This is a genomic window from Blautia luti (assembly GCF_033096465.1).
Lineage (GTDB): Bacteria > Bacillota > Clostridia > Lachnospirales > Lachnospiraceae > Blautia_A > Blautia_A luti.
In genome coordinates, this window is sequence record NZ_AP028156.1 from 2391224 (window position 1) to 2413744 (window position 22521).

Genomic DNA, 22521 nt, shown 5'->3' on the forward strand with positions numbered 1-22521 from the left:
AATATACTTCTTGACTTTTAAGCGTTAAAGCATTATACTGAAAAAGTCAATTTATTCCAAATATAATTTTAGGAGGAACCATATATGAAAAGAAAAGCATTAACCATCACTCTTGCCGCAGTCATGGCAATGGGAACATGCGCAGTAACAGCAAGTGCCGCTGACGGAGATACATATAATATCGGTATCTGCCAGCTTGTACAACATGACGCTCTTGATGCAGCAACACAGGGATTCAAAGATGAAGTTATCAAAGAACTCGGTGAAGAGGCAGTTACATTTGATGAGCAGAACGCACAGGGTGATTCCAATACCTGTTCAACAATCGTTAACAGCTTTGTTTCCAACAACGTTGACCTGATCCTTGCAAACGCAACTCCGGCTCTTCAGGCTGCAGCAGCTGGAACAAGTGATATCCCGATCCTTGGAACTTCCGTTACAGAATACGGCGTTGCACTTGGACTTGATGATTTCGATGGAACTGTAGGCGGAAATATTTCCGGAACTGCAGACCTCGCACCACTTGATGAGCAGGCTGCAATGCTTAACGAACTTTTCCCTGATGCCAAGAATGTAGGACTTCTCTACTGTTCAGCAGAAGCGAATTCCCAGTATCAGGTAGATACAGTAAAAGATGCACTGGAAAAACTCGGATACACCTGTGAATATTATGCATTCTCTGATTCCAACGATCTCTCTTCCGTTGTTACAACAGCTGCCGATGCAAGCGATGTGATCTATGTACCGACAGATAATACTGTTGCATCTAACACAGAAATCATCAACAACATCTGCCTTCCGGCAAAAGTTCCGGTAATCGCAGGTGAAGAGGGAATCTGCAACGGATGTGGTGTTGCAACTCTTTCCATCAGCTACTATGACCTGGGTGTTACAACCGGTAAAATGGCCGTTAAGATCTTAAAAGACGGAGAAGACATTTCCACAATGCCAATTGAATATGCACCTAACTTTACCAAAGAATATAACAAAGATATCTGTGAAGAACTCGGCGTTACTGTTCCGGATGACTATGTAGCTATCGGAGAAGCTTCCGATGACACAAAAGAAGCTGCTGACGACACAGCCGAAGAAACAGCAGATGATACGGAAGAAGCTGCTGAATAAGATCAGAATAAAATTTAACTTATATGCGATCAGCGGGAAAGGTTTTGACACCTCTCTCGCTTTTCGCGTCTCAACAGGAGGAAATAACAAATGCAAATTATGACATTAATCGCTGCACTTCCCGGTGCAGTGGCTCAGGGTCTGATCTGGGGAATTATGGCGATCGGAGTTTATCTCACTTTCCGTATCCTGGATATTGCAGACCTTACCGTTGATGGAACCATGTGTACCGGTGGCGCAGTATGTATTATGATGATGCTTTCCGGACATAACGTCTGGATTTCTATGCTGGCAGCTACCCTCGCCGGAATGCTCGCCGGTCTTGTAACCGGAATCTTTCACACATTTATGGGAATCCCGGCAATCCTTGCCGGAATCCTGACACAGTTGTCCCTGTATTCCATCAACCTGAAGATCATGGGAAAAGCCAATCAGGCGATCAATGTTGACAAATACAATCTTCTGGTTTCCCTGCGCCATATTAAGAATACAGACCTTTCCAAGAACACCATTTTTATCGTAGCAGTTATGTGCGTTATTCTTATCGCTGTTCTCTACTGGTTCTTCGGAACAGAACTTGGTTCTTCCCTTCGTGCAACCGGATGTAACCCGAATATGTCCCGTGCGCAGGGTATCAACACCAGCATGAACAAAGTTCTGGGGCTTATGATCTCCAATGGTCTGGTAGGACTTTCCAGTGCACTCCTTGCACAGTATCAGGGATTCGCAGATGTCAACATGGGACGTGGTTCCATCGTTATCGGTCTGGCTGCTGTTATTATCGGTGAAGCGATCTTCGGACGTATTTTCCGAAATTTTGCCCTTCGCCTGACAGCTGTTATCCTTGGTTCCATCCTGTATTACCTGGTACTTCAGGTTGTTATCTGGATGGGTATCGATACAGACCTGCTGAAAATGCTCTCTGCCATCGTGGTTGCCCTCTTCCTCGCATTTCCATACTGGAAAGGCAAATACTTCAGTAAACCAGTAAAAAGGGGAGGTAAATAAAAATGCTTGAACTTAAAAATATCTATAAAACCTTTAACCCGGGTACTATCAATGAGAAACGTGCCCTAAACGGACTGAACCTGAAACTGAATGAAGGCGATTTCGTGACAGTTATCGGTGGAAACGGTGCAGGAAAATCTACCATGTTAAATGCAGTTGCAGGAACCTGGCCTGTTGACGAGGGCCAGATTCTTATCGATAACATTGATGTCACCAAACTTTCCGAGCATAAACGTGCCACATATCTCGGCCGTGTATTTCAGGATCCTATGACAGGCACGGCTGCAACCATGGGCATCGAAGAAAATCTCGCCCTGGCGAAACGCCGTGGTAAATCCCGTCTCCTTCGTCCAGGCATCACTAAGGCAGAACGTGGAGAATATAAAGAACTGTTAAAAATCCTGGGACTTGGTCTGGAAGACAGACTTACTTCCAAAGTAGGACTTCTCTCCGGCGGTCAGCGACAGGCTCTTACCCTTCTTATGGCAACACTTCAGAAACCAAAGCTTCTGCTTCTGGATGAACACACAGCAGCTCTTGACCCTAAGACAGCAGCCAAGGTTCTGGAAATCACAGACATGATCGTAAACCGTGATCACCTTACAACCCTGATGATCACTCATAATATGAAAGATGCTATTGCACACGGCAATCGCCTGATCATGATGATGGAAGGTAAGATCATTCTGGATATCCAGGGTGAAGATAAGAAGAAACTCACTGTGAAGGACCTGCTGGATCAGTTTGAACGTGCCAGCGGAGAAGAATTCAGTAATGATTCTGCTTTATTAGGATAATATTGATATCTATATGTTTTTACAGAGACTGTCCGATAGGAACGGACAGTCTCTGTTTACGTTTCTCCTGATATCCTGTAGATTTCTTTATGATCTGACTGTAATTTCAGATTACCGAATCCGTTATGTCATCTGTTTCTTTTTCCGGTGTAACACAGATGAATTTATGCGTTTCCCGACAGTACTGATAAATTCTGGAGGTAAGATAGTCCTCCTTCGGTGTTGCCTCCTTAATCGTATCCTCCAGAACATTTTCCAGATCATCCGGATCTACACAGTGATCATTGTGTATCATCACTTCATGGATACTGGTAAAGACCATATAGAAATCAGAATCCAGCAGATATGCCAGCCGTTCAGCCACCCCCGGCAGAAATACAGCAACTGCTCCATTTGTCTTCCTGGATGTACTCAGGCAGTTTCCCATTGCATCTTTCTGAAGTTTCGCAATTCCCGTGAGATCCATGAAATTCTCTCCTTCATAATCTGGGTTAAAGATCATCTGCTCCCATCTGTAAATTCTGGGAGGACTCATAAAGTACGTATTCAAAAGAGCTTCTTTAAACACTTCATCGCCGTTTTTTCCCCATTTAATCAGTATTTTCTGACGGATCTTCGTGCTGGTCACACATCCGTTATATTCCGATACCTTCATATAAAGAACCAGTGCAATATCTCCCAGAGATCTGTATACTGCATCTTTTAACTCTTCTTCATATTTATCTTTATTCAGAAGCCGAATAAAAAGTCTGTTTTTTATTTTCTCATAATCTGTGATCTCTCGGGTCTTCTCATAAATTTCTGATTCCCTGATCCGGGAAATATCTCCTACGATTTCATCCAGAATCTCCCCCATGGAAGTTCCTGTCTCATAATTTCTGTAAAGTTCCCTGGTATACAGGCCGCATACTTCCCATGCATCCTCGTGCTCTGCAAATTTCACAAGAAGACGGTCACCTACAGGTGCATATTTCCCACCCTCCTTTTCAAAATGCATGTTTTCCCTGACAATCCCGGTTGCTTCATGAATTCCTGATTTCAGTTCCTCGATAAAGGTTTCATAACTTTTCTGCATATTCAGTTCCTTTCTTGATTTGAAAAATAAAACGGGCAGGACGCCCTGACTTGATATGGAATGTCCCATCCGGGACAATAGAAAAAGGGAAGCTTCGCGCTCCCCTGAGAGTCGCTGTAGACCAAGTATAAAATAGTCACAGCCATTTGTAAAGCAGTTTTCATCGACAAATCTGCTTACAGTTTTTTCATTTTTTCCAGATAATCCAGAAAAGCTTCACAGCCTTCCACCACATCCGCATAAGTGACATCAAATCTTCCCGTATACCAGGGATCCGATATATCTCTGGGAGCGTCACTGTAATCCAGAAGCAGCTTTACCTTCTTTTCCGGATCACTCTTCACTATACGCAGCATATTTTTCAGATTCCAGTGATCCATTTCCAGAATGTAATCGTATTTTTCATAATCTTCTTTCTTCAGCTGTACTGCTCTTTTCCCCTTACAGCTGATCCCATGTTTCGCCAGTTCTTCCCACGCCGGTGGATAAACCAGATTCCCGGTTCCATCCCAGATCTCTTCTGTACTGGTCGCAGCAGATGCGATATAAAATCTGTCAGCAAGATTCCTGCCGGAAACCACATCTTTAAAAATGAACTCCGCCATGGGAGAACGGAAAAGTTTCGTGAACATATAACAGAAAATCTTTTCCTGCTATTATAGCTCCTGCCACAATATCCAACTCTATTATAATATCACCATTTTCTAATACAGTAATCCTTTTTGTATGTTCAATTAAAAATCCACCTTACTATTGGTCTTATGTCAAGATTTAGTACAAGTTAAAATGAGAAATTTCTCCCCATTTTAACCTGCCTGAAGCTCAGCCTCAGTGTGCGTTCTTTCATACACTCGTTCGAATTCGTTTGGCGACATATAATTGCAATGGCTATGAATTCGTTTCGTATTGTAGAAAGCTTCCAGATATTCAAAAAACAACTGGTATGCCTGCTCATATAATCAAGTGTTTTTTATTAAAAATTAAAGGTTTTCAAGCCTCTTATATCTCAGCGAACAAGCGATGTATCAGGTACTGAAATAGCGGATAATGGGTATACGAAATAAATGGTTTCTTTGTGTACTCGATACCTCTGTAGTCGAAAGCTCTGGCATAGTGCATTTCACTTCCAACATCGATTCCGAGTACTAAAGTTTTTTCTGTAATAGCTTCAATTTTTGCATTCTGTGTGTTAAACTTCATTGTAGATACCTCAGAGTACAATAAGACTACTAACCTGCCAGTCAGTAGTCTTATTGTACTCTGAGGTATTTTCAATTTTCAACATCCACATTTTTTATTATACAGGAAGCTACTTACATCCAAAACGGTCATTCCTCTTCATTCTCTTCTCTTTAATTGTGGAGTTCTCCATGTTCTTTCAGATACTTTAAAAACCCCTCACATCCCTCAATTACATCATCATAAGTCTCATCAAAATTTCCAGTATACCACGGATCCTCTATATCTCTTCCTGATCCGGCGAATGAAAGAAACTTGTACACCTTTCCCTCCGGATCTCCCTTAAGCATCCTGTTAAGGTTCCGTATATTGGCGGTATCCATGCCAATAATATAATCAAACTTATCATAATCAGCTAACGAGATCTGCTTAGCTCTATGAGGCACTAACGGGATCCCTACCTCTCTCAGTTTATTTACTGTACCTCTATGCGGAGGATTACCAATTTCCTCCCGGCTTGTTGCAAAACTATCTATCACAAACTGATCTGCTAAGCCCTTAGCCTTTACCTTATAGTTAAAGACGCTTTCACTTAAAGTCGATCGACAAATATTCCCATGACAACAAAAAGCTACTCTTATCATTGTTTTCTCCTATCCTTACGCAATTTTTAAATACACCTTTCTCTCTGTTATTTGTTCACAATAGTGCAGGTAGTGCCGTGGCAGATAAATAACACTCTTATCATTGCTTAAAACTCCTTGAAATGCTGTATTTACGCTGTTTACAGGCATTTTCCGATAATCTTCAATCCTGTCATTTTCCTGTATATCACAGCATAAATTCGTATATTTTCTTATCCAAATTTAGTAACTTCTTAGTAATAACCAGCCTGGAAAACAGGCTCTCTAAGAACCTTATAATCAGATTATTTTTAATTCTTTTTTCTATTATTTTATCATACTATGCCAGTTTTGCAATCCTATTCATCTCTTCTTTTGCATCAATTAATCCCAGATGCGTATATACATTTAACGTAACCCCTATATCAGAATGTCCCATTAAATATTGGAGTGCTTTCGGATTCATTCCAGCTTTCGCCATATTGGAACAATATGTATGCCTACATACATGAGGCGTGATCTTTGGCATTTGTTCCTCATGAGTACGATTATACTTTCCTAACGCCCACTGAAAATGTTTTTCCCAATGGAGTGCTACCTCAGGCATATCTTTTTTATCCAGGAATAAAAATCGACTATATCCATCTATAATCGGCTCAACCCTTACTTTTTTACGGTTTTTCACAATCTGTTCAAAACATTCATAAACTTCATCTGTCATCGGCAACATTCGTGTTCCACTTGAAGTTTTGGTATCTTCAATGACGTACTGCATTCCTCTGGTTCTCTGAAGCTGATGATTCACATTGATTTTTCTCTCCTGAAGATCAATATCTTTCACTGTCAATCCACAAAACTCAGAAATACGAAGTCCAGTCTTAAACAAAATAAACATTCCATTATAGTATTTTGAGTAATGGTCATCATTTCGGATAAACTCCAGAAATAACTCTTCCTGTTCTTTTGTAATTGCCTGTCTTGTAACACTGTCATTTACGACAACTGTACATAATTGAAATTCAAAAGGATTCTTGCGCAGTAAATCATCTTCAACTGCCATCTGAAATGCAGGTCTTACAATTCCACGCACACTGTGAATGGAACTGTATCCTCTTCCATCTGCTTGCAGCTTAATAAACCATGCTTTTGCATCCGACAATTTTATTTTATCTATTCTTCTGGTTCCGAATTCTTCTTTTTTTATTATATTGATCACAAAATCATAGTTCGCCTGAGTATTATGACGAACCCCCTTTTTTTGTCCAATATATTTTTGAACCAAATCCAAAACTGTTAAATTTCCTCCGTAAGGTACTATACCATCATGTAAATCTCTTTGGATATTTTTTTCTTTTTCCCTTAGAGCTAAGCATGGTCTGCATCCAGTTGGCAGAGAATCTGTTGGCTCTAATTTCCAACTATACAAAAACTTCTGCTTTCCATAACAATCTGTATATACAAACGCATATCTTCCATCTTTTCTCTGACTTTCTCCGTTTCGTAAAATTCGACCTTTTTTATCTCGTCGTTTTTGGTCACTTTTTGTTTTACCCAAACGTCTTCGCCCCTTTCTACGAAGAAGCCCTAGCACGATATAGGTATTATATCATACCAGGGCTAACATTTCCACTTTAAAGTGCTAAATTGTTCGTATATTTTTTACAAAGACGTAGTCTGATCCAGAAAGGCCTCAAATTTCTTACGGTTAATCAATGACTTACACCCCACCTGGACTGTAAAGCAACATTCTGAATTTAGATGTTCCGAAATAAGCATCCTTATTTTCTTTTCACCTATTCCGAAATATTGCACTGCTTCATCCACCGTAAGCATATATTTTTCCCAAATTGGAATCTTACCTTTTTCAATTTTAATCGCCACTCTTCTCTCCTCCTTTTCTCTTTGGACAAAACATTTTTATCTGCCCATGACAATTTACAATTTTATACACTGTCATCGGCAGATAAAATTACAATACAGGTGGCAGTTCAGTACTCTGCCCACATCGGTTTTGCACCGTCATTAAATATGACCAGATTTTTTCTGGAAGTATCATTATCACAGATATGCTTCGTCGCCCTGTGCAGCTGCTACACATTTTGTCAAATTCTTCTCGCTCCATACCTTTACTTCAATGTTATATTTCAGCATTTCCTCGTATTTACTCCATTAACAGAGCAGATATATCATGGCGGATTTACCTAGTGGCTCTACATATCTTCACGTCCTGTATGTAAAACAATATACAATTTTCAAGGTACAAAAATTCCTGAAGGGGAAAAGGAATCTATATTAAATACTCCCTTTACTGATTACTTTTCCTTACATATGATTTCGTATCAAATCCCAAGGTCTTAGTAATCAGTTTTGCTTCCAGGCGTTGACGCAGAGTTTCATCTACACAGTAATGCACCTGTCCAAATTCGTCAAACATTTTTCTGGTAGCCAAAACTGTTATGTACCCTTCATAATGCTTCAACACTGCCTGGATTGCCTCAGTATCACCAGTTGATGCTGCCTCAATAACATGGAATGGCAGCAAATCAAATGCGCATTTCTGTTTTTTACTTTTTTTCATTTGCAGATTCCTCCATATTTTTTCTCATCAGTTCCAGTGATCGTCTACGATGCTCATTAATTGTGCTGCGTACAAGATTCATTTCTCTGGCAATGTCTGCATCACTCATATCCATAAAATATGATAATAACACAACATTCCTTTTCTTTTCAGTAAGTGTCTGCAGTGCTTCTGCAATCAATGCATCTTTGACTTCTATGTCGTAACCCAGGACCTGAAAACGATGTGTTTCCATTTCATGCTCATCCATTATAAAAAGTCTGCTCAACTCCTTTTCTGATAATTCTGACAACATCACTTCATACTTCTGGCGATATGCCATATGCTTTTCATAATTAATAACTTCACTTTTCAATGCCAGCTTGCACAGAGAATCAAACTGATGTCTGACTGTCTGCTCATCTTGAAAAGAGGATTGCTCCATAAGAGTTCACCTCCTTCCCCGCCGGTAGGCAATAAGCAAAGTTCTTGCTTCCCCTTCACACATATCCCAAACGGATGAGTGCATTTGTCGGGGTGTGGGAAGAAATTTTTAAAAAATTTCTTAATAAATACGAGAAAATTGTTTTTCCTGTATTTTGAGGTATATAAAAAACGTCCTAATGGGTAGTTTTTAGCCCATCGGACGCTATTTATATCAAAAGATAATATTTTGCCATCATTTTTTGTGGCATATAATTCACTTTTTGAGGTAAAGAAATTTATTTGCTTTTTTGAACTATTTATCTATTTCATCCGTCACGTAATGACGGATATGATACCAGACAATAAAATTCTTAATCTTTCCTATACCTCCGGATCTGTTTTACGGAAATTCAGAATTTTATATGTCTTTTAAAAAGTGAAATATCACCCTCTTTTTTAGTGAAATATTAGTTCATTTTCTTTCAAGAAAGGGAACTATACACTAAACATGGAGGTGTATCATATGCCAAAACAAACAGATAAAGAACTGGGATTGTTTTTTAAGAACGCCCGACACGAGCAAAAATTGACTTATGAAGAATTAGCTGAAAAAGCAGAAATGTCCAGCCGATATTTAAAGGAAATTGAAAATGGGGGCCGAGTTCCCAGTTTTCATAAAATCAGAAAACTGGTACGCGCTTTAAATGTTCCTCCTGAACCATTGTTTTATCCAAACAATCATACAGATAATCTTGATTATCAACGCCTGCTCATGTACCTGTCAAAATGCAACGATGAGCAAATTACCGCTATCCTTGCCATCGTAGAAGCATACCTGCGCACATACAAAATTCCTACAGACCACGATAAACAAGATCCCTGAAATTCATTTGAATTCTATCTGAATTATTCTGAAGAAGCGGTATGGTTTCCCATACCGCCACTCTTAACGTGCATATTTTTCTATCATTCTCTTAACATTCGTGGATTTCTTTATTGCCCCTATATTAATAAGAAACTCAACTACATCCATCATTCCCTGGTAATAAGCCCGCTGCTCCTCTTCATAATGGAAATGTTCTAACTGATCCAGATATTTATTCCAGAAATTCTGCTCACACTCTGGGATTTTTTCCAGATGTAGTGGCAGCTTCTTTTGTATTTGTTTCAAATTCTTCTCTGCTTCTTTCCATTCTTCCGGCTGTACTGTATATTCTCTTTCTCCGGAGTCACAGCGCAATTCCTCAAATAAATTCGATACTGCTTCATAAAATTCATTCATCTTCTTTCCACCTCTCATTAGAATTATTTCTCATTACAGGCAGCATTATCATTTTCTTATTTCAAAAATCAAATAAACTTTCCAAAAACTTCATCTTTAGAAGTATAGTAACAATATTTTTCCTTAAAATCAATAATAATACTTCATCTTTAGAAATTTTTGAGGATCAGAATGATTATTTATTGGGATAAAAAAACGAACAGTAAAAACAGAATAGGACAACGGGTAAAAGAATTACGAAAGGCTCATAATCTTACTCAGAAAACACTCGCTGCCAAATTACAACTTGCAGGATATGATTTTAATGATCTGGCAATCCTGCGAATTGAACAAGGCACACGTTTCGTTCCCGACTACGAAGTTGTCGCACTGGCCGAAGTATTTAATGTTTCCTGCGAATATCTTCTTGGTCTGACGGACGCTCCTGCAAAATAATTCAATTGTATTGCTGCCCATTCTATGCTAAACTATGGATAGATACTTCTGAACAACATACACTATTTATAAACCGTATGATTGGAGTGATTTCATGGAATTAACAAAAAAAATCCCTACAACCGATAAAAACCAGGAAAACAATCATCTTCTCCGCATGTTAGACCGGGGAATTGATGATATGGAAGCTGGTCGTGAATTGCCACTGGAAGATGCTTTTCGCAAAATCACAGAATTAAGGGATGCACGAAGAAATGCAAGAATATAAAATTATTTTAACCTGGGAAGCAATTTACGATGTCACAGACATTGCAGATTATATTGAAGAAGAATTCGGCCAGCAACGTGCTGACCGTTTTCAATCTGATCTGAAAGAACAAATGCAGAATTTAGGCCAGTTCAGTACTGCCTTTCCCCGAACTCAAATTCTGTACAGAGGATATTCCATACATAAAAGATCTTTTCCGCCATCTATTATTTTTTATATTATAATGGAAGAAACAAAAGAGATTCATATTCTCCGAGTGCTGCGCCATGAACGAGATTGGGAAAATATCCTGTTGCAAAGATCAACTTATACATATCCAGAATGAATACCTGGGAGCCGATCAGAGATTTTTCTGAAAGGCTTCCTTTTTAATTTTAATTACTTCCCACTGTCAATTAAATCATAACTCATATCCAGAAAATCTAGCGTCTTAGCTTCACTGACAGATTCATCCAAAAGAATCGTAATCCAGTGTCGCTTATTCATATGATACCCCGGTAAAAATCCATACGTTTGAATTAACATCCCAACCAGATCAGGATCACATTTTACATCCAGGATGTCAATGTTTCCATCTTCTTCTAATCCCAGTATTTTCTTTTCCACTGCCATAATTATAGCATACCATTTTCCATTTTTATGTCGAAGCACCGCAGAATCAGGATCTTTTTTCCATAAATATTCCGGTTCCGTTCCATATTGCTCTTTCACATATTGAAAAATTTCCTCACGTTTCAAATTTATCCCTCACTTACGATTTCTTGCTCTGATTATACGCTATCAGGATTGTATTCTCAACCACTTCTCACAGTTCTATTTATGTTTTATAGCTTTTGCATAGCCTGCTTTGCAGGCTACACCCCAAAAGAAGCAAGCACTGCCAGTGTCATGACACCTGGCTCATTTTGTCAAATTCCCTTTCCGGTTCATTCTACCAAAATGTATCAGGGAGTATCCCTGGCCCTCTCATATTTTATAATTTCTTAATTTGACGCTTTCACCCAGTCCTGTTAAAATAACTTACAGATACATCTGTCCAAACCAACAAAAAACCAAGTACCATAACTGTCATAGCCGAACTGGTTAGACAGTTTTTTTGTACTCTTTTTTATAGAAAAAAACGAATTGGAGGATTTCAATGAGCAAACGTACCAGAATTCATCCCGTACAATTTTATTTGAATGATGACGAACAATACATTTTAGAAGAAAAATATCGTCTTTCCAGGATGAAAAGCAAATCTGCCTTTCTACGGAAAATGATCTTATATGGATTTGTATATGAAGTAGACTACTCTCATATCCGAAAAATGAATACCCTGCTGGGCAATATCAGCAGCAATTTGAATCAGATCACCCATCGTATAAACAGTACCAATTCAGTTTACCCAAAGGACCTGGACGATATAAAGGAGTTAATGGAAAAAATATGGCAGTTACAAAAATCCATGGTATCAAAACAACCGTTGATAAAGCAATAGAATACATCTGCAATCCAGATAAAACTGACCAGAATCTATATATTTCTTCCTTTGCCTGCTCTCCCGAAACAGCCGTTCTTGACTTTAAATACACTTTGGATCATACACATGACTGCAGAGATCCGCACAATACAAATAAGGCATTTCATCTGATTCAGGCATTTTCCCCTGGTGAAGTTTCCTATGAAGAAGCCCATCAAATTGGCAAAGAACTTGCGGATCGCTTACTGGAGGGAAAATACTCCTATGTTCTGACAACACATATTGATAAAGGTCATGTACATAACCATTTAATTTTCTGTTCTGCAGATAACATCACTTTTTCTCATTACCATGACTGTAAAAAGAATTACTGGAAAATACGAAATCTCAGCGACACTTTATGCCAGGAACATAACCTGTCCACAATTATGCCAGATGGTAAAAAGGGAATGAAATACAATGAATGGGCTGCAAATAAATCTGAATCCAGTAAAAAAGCGCAGCTGCGAAAAGATATCAACCAGACAATCCGAATCGTTTCCACTTATTCAGAATTTCTTGCATTTATGGAAGCTAAAGGATATGAAATAAAAAACGCAGAATTTGGCGAAAACAGCAGAAAATACATTACCTTTCGTTCTCCCGATATGTCCCATCCAGTGCGTGGAAGTGCTAAATCTTTAGGAAAAAATTTTACTAAGGAACGTATCAAAGAACGCATTAATAATAAGCTCCACAGAACTACTGTTCCTTCTGTTCGTAATAAGTTAATAGACACCAACACTCCCAATATAGCAGGAAACATTGGACTTCAGAAATGGGCAAATAAGGAAAATTTAAAAATTGTCTCTGCTGAATATAACAAGATGTTCACACATAATCTACATAATTTTTCAGAACTTGAAGACCGCATAGCCTTGTTACATATGCAGCAAAAAGAGGTAAATACCTCTGTTGTTTCTCTCGAGTCTCAGATACGCCATCTTCGAGAAATGCTAAAATATGCCGAACAATATCAGAAAAATAAAATTTACGACGACCATTATAAAAGCTCCAAAGATCCAGATCGTTATTTCCGTAAATATGAATCTCAAATTATTCTTTTCGCGGGTGCTGAACATATTTTACAGGAAAATGGTATAAACCTGAAACATCTTAATTCCAATAAGTTGCAAGAGCAAATTGCAGATCTTATTTCCAGAAAGGAATCACTAAATACTCAATACGTTTCCTTTAAGCAAGAAATAAAAGAGTTGGAATTGATACATCAAAACCTGTCCAAATATCTCAAACAGGATGCTCCTGAAATACAAAGATCTTCTCATAACCAACTCCCTTCTTTGTAAAACCATAATAATAGGCAGCGATTTCACTCGCTGCCTAAATTCCCATTAAACCGATATCCTACACCTCGTACTGTTTGTATATATAATGGTTGTCCAGGATCATCTTCTATTTTTTCTCTGATATTGCAGATATGTCGCATAACCACATTATAATCACCGGAATAAGGTTCATTCCATACCAGATCATAAACCATTTCTTTTCCAAATATTCTACCTGGACTTTTCGCTAAAAGAAGTAAAATATCATATTCATATTTTGAAAGATGAACATCACTATCATTCTTTTTAACAATTCGTTCCTGTAGATATATTTTTAATTCTCCAAACCTTATAATTTCCGGTATGAATTGGTTTTTATGTTCCCAGCTAGTCAATATGTTTTCACTTATGCTTCCATTAGCATCTGTGATTCTCTCAATAATTTCTATCTTTTTCACCTTTATTGCCTCTACATTATTAATTTTATATTCTATATATCATCTGCCATTTGACTTTTTTCTTCTACAAGTAATATAATATATTTATTACATATGTAGGATTTAGCAGGAGGATTTTATTATGTCACTACCCCAGATTTCAGAAGCCGAATTTGAAGTTATGAAAATTGTATGGAAATATGCTCCCATCAATACAAATGAAATTACAGAAAAACTTACTCTAACTACCAGCTGGAGTCCAAAAACAATTCAAACTCTTATCAAGAGACTTGTTTCCAAAAAAGCTCTTTCCTACGAAAAACAAAGCCGGGTATTTGTCTATACTCCATTAGTCCAAGAAGATGAATATATACGCCAGGAAAGCAATTCTTTTTTAAAGCGATATTATAATGGAAATCTTTCTTCTATGCTGGCTTCTTACCTTGAAGACGATAAGCTCTCTTCAACAGAAATTGATAACTTACGCCATTTATTATCAAAACATCAGAAATAGGAGGTTTTGAATGAGCAACTGGATCATCCACTTTTTAATCAGTAATATCTTCATATGTATTTTTACACTTGTAATAATCGGAACAAAAAAACTTCTGAAAAAATATTTATCTGCGACTACACAGTACCATCTCTGTTTTCTTTTATTTTTATTACTTGCCGTGCCATTTTTTCCTGTACAGATTCATGGCTCACAACTTTTTTCATGGTTACATTTTTTTCAAACTGACTCAGGACTTAACTCTGGTACCGACACGCTATCCGAACTTACCAGTAATACACAAAATATTTTGTTAAACCAGGTGAATGATTTTTCAGTTTCCATCAGTAGTCAATTTTCTGGAGGCTTGAATACCATACTCTTTCTAATATGGATAACGGGTGTTATGATTATGTCAGTCCTCACCCTTCATTCATTAAACTATGTACGTTCCATAAAAAGATCTGCTCTCCCGCTTCAAAATCAGCAGGTAAAAACTATTTATTACAATTGTTTAAAGGAACTTAAAATCTCTCACCCAGTATCAGTCTACAGTACTGCATTTTTAAAATCACCAGTTTTAATCGGAATAATACATCCCAGAATTTACATTCCCATCCATTTAATTTCCGAACTGAATCCTGATGATATGCGTTTTATGCTGCTACACGAATTACAGCATTACCGTCACAAAGATACATTTATTGGCTTCCTCATGGTCATAAGTAATATACTCTACTGGTTTAACCCTTTTGTTTGGTACACTTTAAAAGAAATTCTCTGTGACCGTGAAATAGCCTGTGATTCTGCTGTATTGCAGATGATTTCTGCTGATGAATACCAAGCTTATGGAACTACACTGATTAATTTTGCAGAAAAAATATCCTCTTTTTCCTCTCCACTGGCAGTTGGAATGTCCGGAAATTTCAGGCAGATGAAACGACGTATTCTCAACATCGCCGTTTTTAGGAAAGAAACTCTTTATCAAAAAATGAGAGCATTGATAATTTATCTGGTCATTAGTGCTGTTTTTATTGGATGTACACCCATTTTATCCATTGATGCCTCTACTCAAAGCGTATATCATTTTAGTGATACAGACAAAAATATCTCCCTGTTAGATATATCCGAAACATTTGGAACATATGATGGATCATTTGTTTTGTATGACAATAATTTGGATTCCTGGAAAATATACGATCTTGAAGAAGCCACCAAACGTATTCCGCCAGAGTCTACCTACAAAATATACGATGCATTATTAGGGTTGGAATCCGGAATCATCACACCAGAACACTCTTCCATGACATGGAATGGTGATGCCTTTCCTTTTCCATCCTGGGAAGCTGATCAGGATTTAAACTCTGCTATGCAAAATTCCGTTAACTGGTATTTCCAGGCAATTGATTCGCAGCTCGGAATTAACAGAGTCCAGGAATTTTTGAATAAAATAGAATATGGAAACCAAACAACCAGTTCAAATCTGGATTTATACTGGTCCGATTTTTCATTAAAAATCTCGCCTTTAGAGCAAGTAACATTATTAAAAAAATTTAACACAAATGAATTCCATCTAAATTTCCAAAATGTATTTTCTGTTAAAAATGCTATAAAAATTGCCAGTACACCTAATGGTAATTTCTACGGAAAAACTGGAACCGGTCGTGTCAACGGACAGGATATCAACGGCTGGTTTATCGGATATGTAGAAACTTCCGATAACAGCTATTATTTTGCAACCAATATCCAAAGTGATTCTAATGCAACTGGCAAAAAAGCATTTGAAATCACTTCTGATATCTTAAAAAAATTACATATATGGAATTAACAAATATGAAAGGGCTGATAGTTGTTATCAGTTCTTTCTTTTTATTCTATATTGATATTTGGGAACTTCTTTCGTACCATTATTCAGAATTTTATTCCCCATATATTTAAAACTCTTATCATCGTTGAACTTAACAGTCAGCTCACTTGTAATAACGGCATCATTACATATAAATGTATCACATACAGCATCAACAACCAACACACTGTTTCCCTCTCCGCTATCTCTTATTTCAACGACCTCCGGTAAAGATGTTCCAAAATAAGTAGGGCTATAATTTAAACAGCCTAATCGTTCCCAGTCATAAGTTTGATGTTCCGAATCAAATACTGCCCATTTTTTAATTTGATCTGCTGTTATCGGCAAAAACTCCATTATCAGATTTTCAAACTCTTCTGCCGGAATTCCACTTGAGTTACCTGAAAACTCATATCTCTCCCCGTATTTCATTCGATATAAATATTCATATAAACCATTATAATCTAACCCTTCCATATCAGATCTATCCCAATCAGAACATAAAAGATTATTCCCCTGATATCCAAGCAAATACACACACCTCTTTGAAACTTCCCTGCATTCATCACTTAAAGGTTTAATTCTTATCATAGAACTGCCATCAACCGCTTCTGATACTTCCGGATACTTTGGAACGCATAGCGTATAACCAAACCAGCCTTTTTCTGTATATTTCCATTCTTCTATCCTTGTATACGAAACATATACAATAGATGGATTGTCGTTCATACCCCAAACAGCTTTCACAGCCAGCAAATACATATCTGTCCCATCATAATTGAATTTGAGTCTTTCTATCCCACCATCCCTGTTAATCCTATATAAGACGATATCTCCTGTCAGATCCTGTTCTGCCCTGAAAAGAAATTCTTCCATTTTAGAATAATTAGCCATATTTGAATACGGTGCTGATGTAATAACGGGGACATTTTTTTCCTTTAATACTTCCTGCATTTCTTCCATTACTGTCTCAGAAACTACTATATTCGATGAAGTCCCTTTATCCGCCTTTTGATAAATGACTTTCATCTGATTCATAACATTCTTACAATCTTCAATAGCTTCTTCTTTCACGACTTCATCTACTGGCAAATCATATCCTCTTTCTTGTACAGCATAATTCGCAGTTTCCTGTGAAATATATTCTAAATCAGCCCCTTTACATTTTGTATTTCCTATGAAAAAGCATCCCGAAATAAATAAAACGCTCATCATCTTTTTCAGTTTTCTTTTTGTAATCATATCAATTATCTCCATAACATTCCTCCCACTTTTCGTCTGATAATCTTTCTGTATACCAGGTAACCTCTATTTCTGACCTTGATACATAATTGGATACATATTGAAATCTATCTTTATCTAACAGCCGAATGGTTACGCTATGACAAAACGCCTGATCTAATTCTTTTTGTGGCCATACCGCATTTACTTCCAGTGTTATTGTTCCATCTTGATTTTCTATGTAGGAAACAACTTCCGGATATGGAATATATGGTGTGGGAGCAAAATCATATACGATTCCTCTGGTTCGATACCGATATGTCTGTATTTCTGTGTGAAATACCGTTCCTGTCTGCAGTATCTCTGCGCTTATATTAAAATATTTTTGAAATATCGTTTCAAATGATTCTTTTGGGATTTCATAAGTCTTTCCTTCCTTAAATTCATCAGTTTTTTCTTCCATTGAAAGTAAACGATCAAAAACATCATAAAAATTTATTCCATCATAATTTTTTTCACTCCAATTAGAAGTAAACAATTTATTAAGTGTATATCCAAAAGGAAGTATATATTTTCGATTCAACTCCCGACATTTTTTATTTAACGGTGCTACCCGAAAGTCCCGATATCCAGACGGTCCATCATATCCTGCCGGATGATATTCTTCTATAAAGAAATGCCCGTTTTCTGTATATTTCCATGAATTAGCTCTAAACTCATGATAATATGTTTCCTGCCAAGTGTCCTCTTTCCATTTAAAAGAGCTTACTTCAACGTCTATTTTCCCCTGTTTGGTTTTCAGATCATACCGGATAAAATGATCCCCTGCTATAACTTGAAATATAGTAGTTTTTCCATTCTTCTCTTTTTCTGCTTTTTTCAAAAAATCATCTACTTTAATACTTTGAACCATATCCAGCTGATTGTAGGAATCAATTACTGCATATCCATATTTTCCAAAATAATCCATACTTTTTTGTATTGTACTCAGCTCATATAGTGCATTTTCTTTCACAGCATTCTCATATATGTTCCGATAGCCTTCTGCTAGCATTTCACACTCTCTGTAAATTTTTTCTTTCGTATCTTCAATTGTCTTTTTCTGCTCTTTCTTTATGCCACATCCACTACAGACAGCAAGAAAAATAACTCCCACAAATATTTTCCAAATTTTTTTCATATCATTTTCCTCTTACATTTGTAATATTTAAAGGTAAAAATTATTCATTACCAAGATATTCATCCAGTATCGCCTTATCCTTTTCCACCACATAACCGCTTCCTCCAATATCTTTCACATTCTCTACCATACTGATGAGCAAAATAGGATTCTTTGTATCTCTATCTGTAGTAAAAACTGTAAACCAGCCAATTTCTGTTCCAGATGTATCTTCTTTTGTAGCTTTCAGTTCCGCTGTTCCGGTTTTTCCTGCTAATCTAATGTCTTCCCGGCATGCTCCATAACCAGTTCCTTCCGGGTTATTCACTACACCCTCTAACCCCTCCATAACCTCCGAAACAATTTGTGGTGAAAAAGCATCTTTTATCCAGATTTCACTGGAAGTGCTTCCACCATCCGCGTGAAGATATGGCTTTATCATATTTCCATCATTTAGAAAAGCCGTATAAATGCTTGCAAGATGCAAAGGATTTACCAGAATCTGTCCCTGTCCATACCCACTGTCAGCAAGCTGGATTTCTGTTTCTATCTTGTCCATATTAGAATATTGGGACTCTGACATTTTAATATCAAATGGAAGTTCCTGATTAAATCCTATTTGATTTAGAGACTGCATCAGTTGATCCGCACCAATTTTTAATGCTGCTTTTGCAAAATAAATATTATCTGAATAAATAAGCGCATTTTTCAAGATCACAGGTTCACAATCATGAAGTGTAGTCACTGTATAATCTCCCCACGAGGAATCTTTCTGCCACGCCAGACCCTCATTTCCAAAATCGTCATTTGCAGTAAATGCCCCCACTTTTAATCCAATTGCAGCAATTACAGGTTTAAAAGTTGAGCCAGGACACCATGTCTGGCGAAAGCGGTTGTATAAAGGCCTGTCTTCATTTTCATTTAATGCACTCCACTGGCTGTTGTCCATTCCACGTACAAAATCATTATTATCATAAGATGGCGTACTTACCAACGCCAATACTTCCCCTGTATAAGGATTCAAAGCTACAGAACATCCTCTGTCTTCTTTAAATTGTTCATAAAGAGTACTTTGAAGATCACCATCAATCGTAGTATGGATATCTTCTCCATCTTTTCTAGGCTCATATGCAATAACACTTTTTTTATTTCCATTTGCATCTACAATACAGATTTCACACCCATCTGTTCCTTTTAGTTCTTTTTCATAAAGCGTTTCCAGTCCAGTCTTTCCAATCACACTGTTTGTACGATACCCTTCCCCTTTATGTTCCTGCAAATCTTCGGCTGTAACCGCCTGTACATACCCTACCAGATGAGAGGCAGCTTCTTTTAGATAATAAGTTCGTACTTTTACATCAGATAACATAATACCTGGAATCTTCAATAATGTGTCCTGCTTTTCTTTTTCTTCCAGAACAGTTTTATCCGGATTCACTGTCAAAAGATCGACCTCTTGTATTTTAGGAATTGTTGCTACTGGTACAAAAGAATCTGCTTTTACCCAACCGGCTTTTAACTTATCCTCAATTTCGTCTGCTCCAATTCCAAGATACTCTGCCAGTTTTTTTATTGTATCTTCTCTGTTCTCCATCCTGCCCGAAACAATTCCTACCGAAGATGCAGTTCCCTCTCCAGCCAACTGACGACCATTTCTGTCTAAAATATCTCCTCTCTTTGCCTCTTCTGACGTTACCTGAACTTTATCCGTTGCAGATAACTCTGGAAAAATCAACTGATCCTGCCAGATTAAATGATATCCTGTCCAATCATGTGAAAATACCGCATCGTTGGTAAATTCTACATTTCCTGCAGCAGTCTGCATATTTGTTGTATAGGAAACTGCCGCATTTCCGTTTTCTTGTCTTTTTACTGTAATATCGGTTATGGACAGATCAGACATCTCAATGCCTTCATATATTTTAGAATTTCGTTCTATAAATTCTTCCTTACTGTTCATGCTGCTTTTTTTCTGATCCAGCATGGCATACATTTGCTCATATTCCCCTTTTTCAATATATTTCATATATTCCATTAGTCTTTTTTCAGGAACATTACAATTCATTGTTGTTACAATACCGATTCCACCACCAATCAATATACCGCTAAATAAAACTATTTTTGTAATAATCTTCGTGTGTTTTTTTCTTTTCTTTTTTCTCATATAGTTTTATTTCTCCTTTTTTCATATTTTCTTAAATATTACACTTGTAATATTTAAACGTCAAGCTTTTTCTTAGGTTTATATATGTAGACAAGAGAAAAGATTTGCATAAAAAAGAAAGGGCATCTCAAAGCCTTCTTTGATAAAGAACTTTACGACACTCTGAGGTAATGGTTTCTCCGGATGTTTCCCAAACGCTATAATCACTCTCCAGAAGAACCAAAAACGATTTTTAATTTTCTCTCAGAAAAAAAAGAACTACTCTAAATCTGCTGATCTTTGAAATAACCCTGCTCGTTTCTTATAATCACAAACATATTCAGACAACACATTCTTTGCTGGCAGATTATTATAGCAGAAAACGCAACAAATCCCTTTATTAACTTTTGTTCCATATATTTCCTGTACCAATCCTATTGTTTCATCATCTGAACAAAAGCTCTTCGGAATCTCCCTACAATCCCTGATAATAACGCAAATCTGTTTACTATCACTAAATACTCAATACGTTTCTTTTAAGCAAGAAATAAAAGAGTTGGAATTGATACATCAAAACCTGTCCAAATATCTCAAACAGGATGCTCCTGAAATACAAAGATCTTCTCATAACAAACTTCCTTCTTTGTAAAACCATAATAATAGGCAGCGATTTCACTCGCTGCCTAAATTTCCGTTAAACCGATATCCTACACCGCGCACCGTTTGTATATATACCGGATGTCCAGGATCATCTTCTATCTTTTCTCTAATGTTGCAGATATGTCGCATAACAACATTGTAATCACCCGAATAGGGTTCATTCCAGATTATATCATATATTTGTTCTTTACTAAACACTCTTCCAGGACTTCGCATTAATAAATGCAAAATTTCAAACTCTATAAAAGATAAATCTATTTTTTCCTGCTTTCGAAATAATTCTCTTTTATCCAACAAAATAACAATATCTCCATAACTCAAATTTGTTTTTGCATTTTCAATTACTTGAAATGCTCTTGCTCCCGTATTGACACAGGATATTATATGATTCAGGATTTCTTCCTCACTATCTTCAAATGTCAGTATTAACATTTTCCCATGTAATCACCTACTTTATTTTTTATGCATAAACTTTTAACTAAAACAAATCTGCCGTACTGTGACATTTTTCTTTTACCATCACACAGCTAAAGATTATTCAATATTCAATTCAATGTTTCCAGTAAATTCCTCACACTCAATGCCGACATAATTTCCGCCATCAGGAAGTGTAATTGTGTCACTATAAGTTCCGGTTGTTTCAAGCAAAGTGACTACTTCATCAGCTCCAGAAATCCAAAATACTTTTGCAGTTCCCTCCGCAACCTCCAAAGTGCAATCAATAGACAAATCCTTACCAGCTTCTCGCTTTATAGAAGTTCCTCCAAACAAATACTCTGAATCTGAAAAATTCTCATAATCAGCCGTATAAGTTCCCGTATAATCATCAATCCCTTTTTCTTTTGTTCCTTCCAAAGATAACTTTCCTGTAAGCTCTATGACTCCAGCCGACTGAACGATATTATTATAATGATTGAGAATTTCATCTTTTGAACAGCCAGAAATCATAAAACTTCCCAAAAGGACAAATGCCAATGCTAAAACTATTTTCTTAATAAAA

At 37.1% G+C, this 22521-nt stretch carries 26 protein-coding genes and 2 pseudogenes; 11 read left to right on the forward strand and 17 right to left on the reverse strand.

From position 1 onward, the window contains the following. Nucleotides 1-84 precede the first annotated feature (84 nt). From R8695_RS11050 to R8695_RS11060, 3 genes are all read left to right on the forward strand, one after another. Entirely contained in the window at nt 85-1125 is a 1041-nt protein-coding gene (locus R8695_RS11050) for an ABC transporter substrate-binding protein (protein ID WP_154780519.1), read from the forward strand. Between the two features lie 90 nt (nt 1126-1215). Next, nucleotides 1216-2133 carry an ABC transporter permease gene (locus R8695_RS11055; protein WP_118512329.1) on the forward strand — a complete coding sequence of 306 codons (918 nt, stop codon included), beginning with the start codon at nt 1216-1218 and terminating at the stop codon, nt 2131-2133. Between the two features lie 2 nt (nt 2134-2135). Further along, nucleotides 2136-2930 (forward strand): ABC transporter ATP-binding protein, encoded by a 795-nt coding sequence (locus tag R8695_RS11060; protein ID WP_154780520.1) that lies wholly within the window; start codon nt 2136-2138, stop codon nt 2928-2930. Nucleotides 2931-3036: 106 nt separating this feature from the next. Here R8695_RS11060 and R8695_RS11065 read toward each other — a convergent pair whose 3' ends face one another. The 9 genes and pseudogenes from R8695_RS11065 to R8695_RS11105 form a co-directional block, all read right to left on the reverse strand. Beyond that, a complete protein-coding gene (locus tag R8695_RS11065) occupies nt 3037-4005 on the reverse strand; it encodes a DUF5688 family protein (RefSeq protein WP_154780521.1) in 969 nt (322 codons plus the stop codon). Nucleotides 4006-4181: 176 nt separating this feature from the next. Beyond that, nucleotides 4182-4637 carry a low molecular weight protein-tyrosine-phosphatase gene (locus R8695_RS11070; RefSeq protein ID WP_167515478.1) on the reverse strand — a complete coding sequence of 152 codons (456 nt, stop codon included), beginning with the start codon at nt 4635-4637 and terminating at the stop codon, nt 4182-4184. Between the two features lie 174 nt (nt 4638-4811). After that, nucleotides 4812-4946 (reverse strand): annotated as a pseudogene (locus R8695_RS17710) (hypothetical protein); the annotation flags it as partial. 124 nt (nt 4947-5070) lie between these two features. Next, nucleotides 5071-5205, reverse strand: a pseudogene (locus tag R8695_RS11080) (IS110 family RNA-guided transposase); the annotation flags it as partial. Nucleotides 5206-5357: 152 nt separating this feature from the next. Then, nucleotides 5358-5828 (reverse strand): low molecular weight protein-tyrosine-phosphatase, encoded by a 471-nt coding sequence (locus tag R8695_RS11085; RefSeq protein ID WP_118512335.1) that lies wholly within the window; start codon nt 5826-5828, stop codon nt 5358-5360. Between the two features lie 319 nt (nt 5829-6147). Beyond that, entirely contained in the window at nt 6148-7362 is a 1215-nt protein-coding gene (locus tag R8695_RS11090) for a site-specific integrase (RefSeq protein ID WP_154780522.1), read from the reverse strand. A gap of 104 nt (nt 7363-7466) precedes the next feature. Continuing rightward, nucleotides 7467-7688, reverse strand: a complete 222-nt coding sequence (locus R8695_RS11095; RefSeq protein ID WP_021650362.1) for an excisionase — start codon at nt 7686-7688, stop codon at nt 7467-7469. Between the two features lie 424 nt (nt 7689-8112). Continuing rightward, nucleotides 8113-8385 (reverse strand): helix-turn-helix domain-containing protein, encoded by a 273-nt coding sequence (locus R8695_RS11100; protein ID WP_015541278.1) that lies wholly within the window; start codon nt 8383-8385, stop codon nt 8113-8115. Next, complete coding sequence (locus tag R8695_RS11105; protein WP_005426505.1) at nt 8372-8809, reverse strand: RNA polymerase sigma factor; 438 nt, start codon at nt 8807-8809, stop codon at nt 8372-8374. The genes R8695_RS11100 and R8695_RS11105 overlap by 14 nt, the downstream gene beginning before the upstream one ends. Before the next feature lie 504 nt (nt 8810-9313). On the opposite strand from R8695_RS11105, the gene R8695_RS11110 reads away from it, so the two are divergent. Then, nucleotides 9314-9673, forward strand: coding sequence for a helix-turn-helix domain-containing protein (locus R8695_RS11110; RefSeq protein ID WP_015524620.1), 360 nt, complete (start codon nt 9314-9316; stop codon nt 9671-9673). 63 nt (nt 9674-9736) lie between these two features. Here R8695_RS11110 and R8695_RS11115 read toward each other — a convergent pair whose 3' ends face one another. Further along, nucleotides 9737-10072 (reverse strand): hypothetical protein, encoded by a 336-nt coding sequence (locus tag R8695_RS11115; protein ID WP_243096989.1) that lies wholly within the window; start codon nt 10070-10072, stop codon nt 9737-9739. Nucleotides 10073-10243: 171 nt separating this feature from the next. Between R8695_RS11115 and R8695_RS11120 the strand changes: the two genes are divergently transcribed. From R8695_RS11120 to R8695_RS11130, 3 genes are all read left to right on the forward strand, one after another. Then, on the forward strand, nt 10244-10507 hold the full coding sequence (locus R8695_RS11120; RefSeq protein WP_015541275.1) for a helix-turn-helix domain-containing protein: 264 nt from the start codon (nt 10244-10246) through the stop codon (nt 10505-10507). A 94-nt stretch (nt 10508-10601) separates the two neighbouring features. After that, nucleotides 10602-10775 (forward strand): hypothetical protein, encoded by a 174-nt coding sequence (locus tag R8695_RS11125; protein ID WP_021650358.1) that lies wholly within the window; start codon nt 10602-10604, stop codon nt 10773-10775. Then, a complete protein-coding gene (locus tag R8695_RS11130; RefSeq protein WP_019162149.1) occupies nt 10762-11100 on the forward strand; it encodes a type II toxin-antitoxin system RelE/ParE family toxin in 339 nt (112 codons plus the stop codon). The genes R8695_RS11125 and R8695_RS11130 overlap by 14 nt, the downstream gene beginning before the upstream one ends. A gap of 53 nt (nt 11101-11153) precedes the next feature. On the opposite strand, the gene R8695_RS11135 is transcribed toward R8695_RS11130, so the two are convergent. Then, on the reverse strand, nt 11154-11513 hold the full coding sequence (locus tag R8695_RS11135) for an MmcQ/YjbR family DNA-binding protein (protein ID WP_154780523.1): 360 nt from the start codon (nt 11511-11513) through the stop codon (nt 11154-11156). Between the two features lie 400 nt (nt 11514-11913). Between R8695_RS11135 and R8695_RS11140 the strand changes: the two genes are divergently transcribed. Then, the gene (locus R8695_RS11140; RefSeq protein ID WP_154780524.1) at nt 11914-12255 is read left to right on the forward strand and encodes a MobC family plasmid mobilization relaxosome protein; all 342 of its coding nucleotides are present in this window, start codon (nt 11914-11916) and stop codon (nt 12253-12255) included. Next, nucleotides 12204-13583, forward strand: a complete 1380-nt coding sequence (locus R8695_RS11145) for a relaxase/mobilization nuclease domain-containing protein (protein WP_154780525.1) — start codon at nt 12204-12206, stop codon at nt 13581-13583. Before R8695_RS11140 ends, R8695_RS11145 begins: the two co-directional genes overlap by 52 nt. A 23-nt stretch (nt 13584-13606) precedes the next feature. Here the strand turns inward: R8695_RS11145 and R8695_RS11150 are convergent, their stop codons facing one another. Next, nucleotides 13607-14020: a winged helix-turn-helix domain-containing protein gene (locus tag R8695_RS11150; RefSeq protein ID WP_005426519.1), complete on the reverse strand. Its 414-nt coding sequence runs from the start codon at nt 14018-14020 to the stop codon at nt 13607-13609. 118 nt (nt 14021-14138) lie between these two features. Between R8695_RS11150 and R8695_RS11155 the strand changes: the two genes are divergently transcribed. Together R8695_RS11155 and R8695_RS11160 are read left to right on the forward strand one after the other, a co-directional pair. After that, on the forward strand, nt 14139-14513 hold the full coding sequence (locus tag R8695_RS11155; protein ID WP_092073165.1) for a BlaI/MecI/CopY family transcriptional regulator: 375 nt from the start codon (nt 14139-14141) through the stop codon (nt 14511-14513). Between the two features lie 10 nt (nt 14514-14523). Then, nucleotides 14524-16320 (forward strand): BlaR1 family beta-lactam sensor/signal transducer, encoded by a 1797-nt coding sequence (locus R8695_RS11160; protein ID WP_117457978.1) that lies wholly within the window; start codon nt 14524-14526, stop codon nt 16318-16320. A 27-nt stretch (nt 16321-16347) separates the two neighbouring features. Here the strand turns inward: R8695_RS11160 and R8695_RS11165 are convergent, their stop codons facing one another. The 5 genes from R8695_RS11165 to R8695_RS11185 form a co-directional block, all read right to left on the reverse strand. Continuing rightward, entirely contained in the window at nt 16348-17595 is a 1248-nt protein-coding gene (locus R8695_RS11165) for a DUF6070 family protein (RefSeq protein WP_055059611.1), read from the reverse strand. Next, complete coding sequence (locus R8695_RS11170; RefSeq protein ID WP_062807810.1) at nt 17582-18739, reverse strand: DUF6070 family protein; 1158 nt, start codon at nt 18737-18739, stop codon at nt 17582-17584. The genes R8695_RS11165 and R8695_RS11170 overlap by 14 nt, the downstream gene beginning before the upstream one ends. A 40-nt stretch (nt 18740-18779) precedes the next feature. Beyond that, nucleotides 18780-20882, reverse strand: coding sequence for a penicillin-binding transpeptidase domain-containing protein (locus R8695_RS11175; protein WP_154780526.1), 2103 nt, complete (start codon nt 20880-20882; stop codon nt 18780-18782). Between the two features lie 651 nt (nt 20883-21533). Further along, nucleotides 21534-21953 carry a winged helix-turn-helix domain-containing protein gene (locus R8695_RS11180; RefSeq protein ID WP_015524608.1) on the reverse strand — a complete coding sequence of 140 codons (420 nt, stop codon included), beginning with the start codon at nt 21951-21953 and terminating at the stop codon, nt 21534-21536. Between the two features lie 102 nt (nt 21954-22055). Beyond that, nucleotides 22056-22517 carry a hypothetical protein gene (locus R8695_RS11185; RefSeq protein ID WP_110102444.1) on the reverse strand — a complete coding sequence of 154 codons (462 nt, stop codon included), beginning with the start codon at nt 22515-22517 and terminating at the stop codon, nt 22056-22058. Nucleotides 22518-22521: the final 4 nt, after the last annotated feature.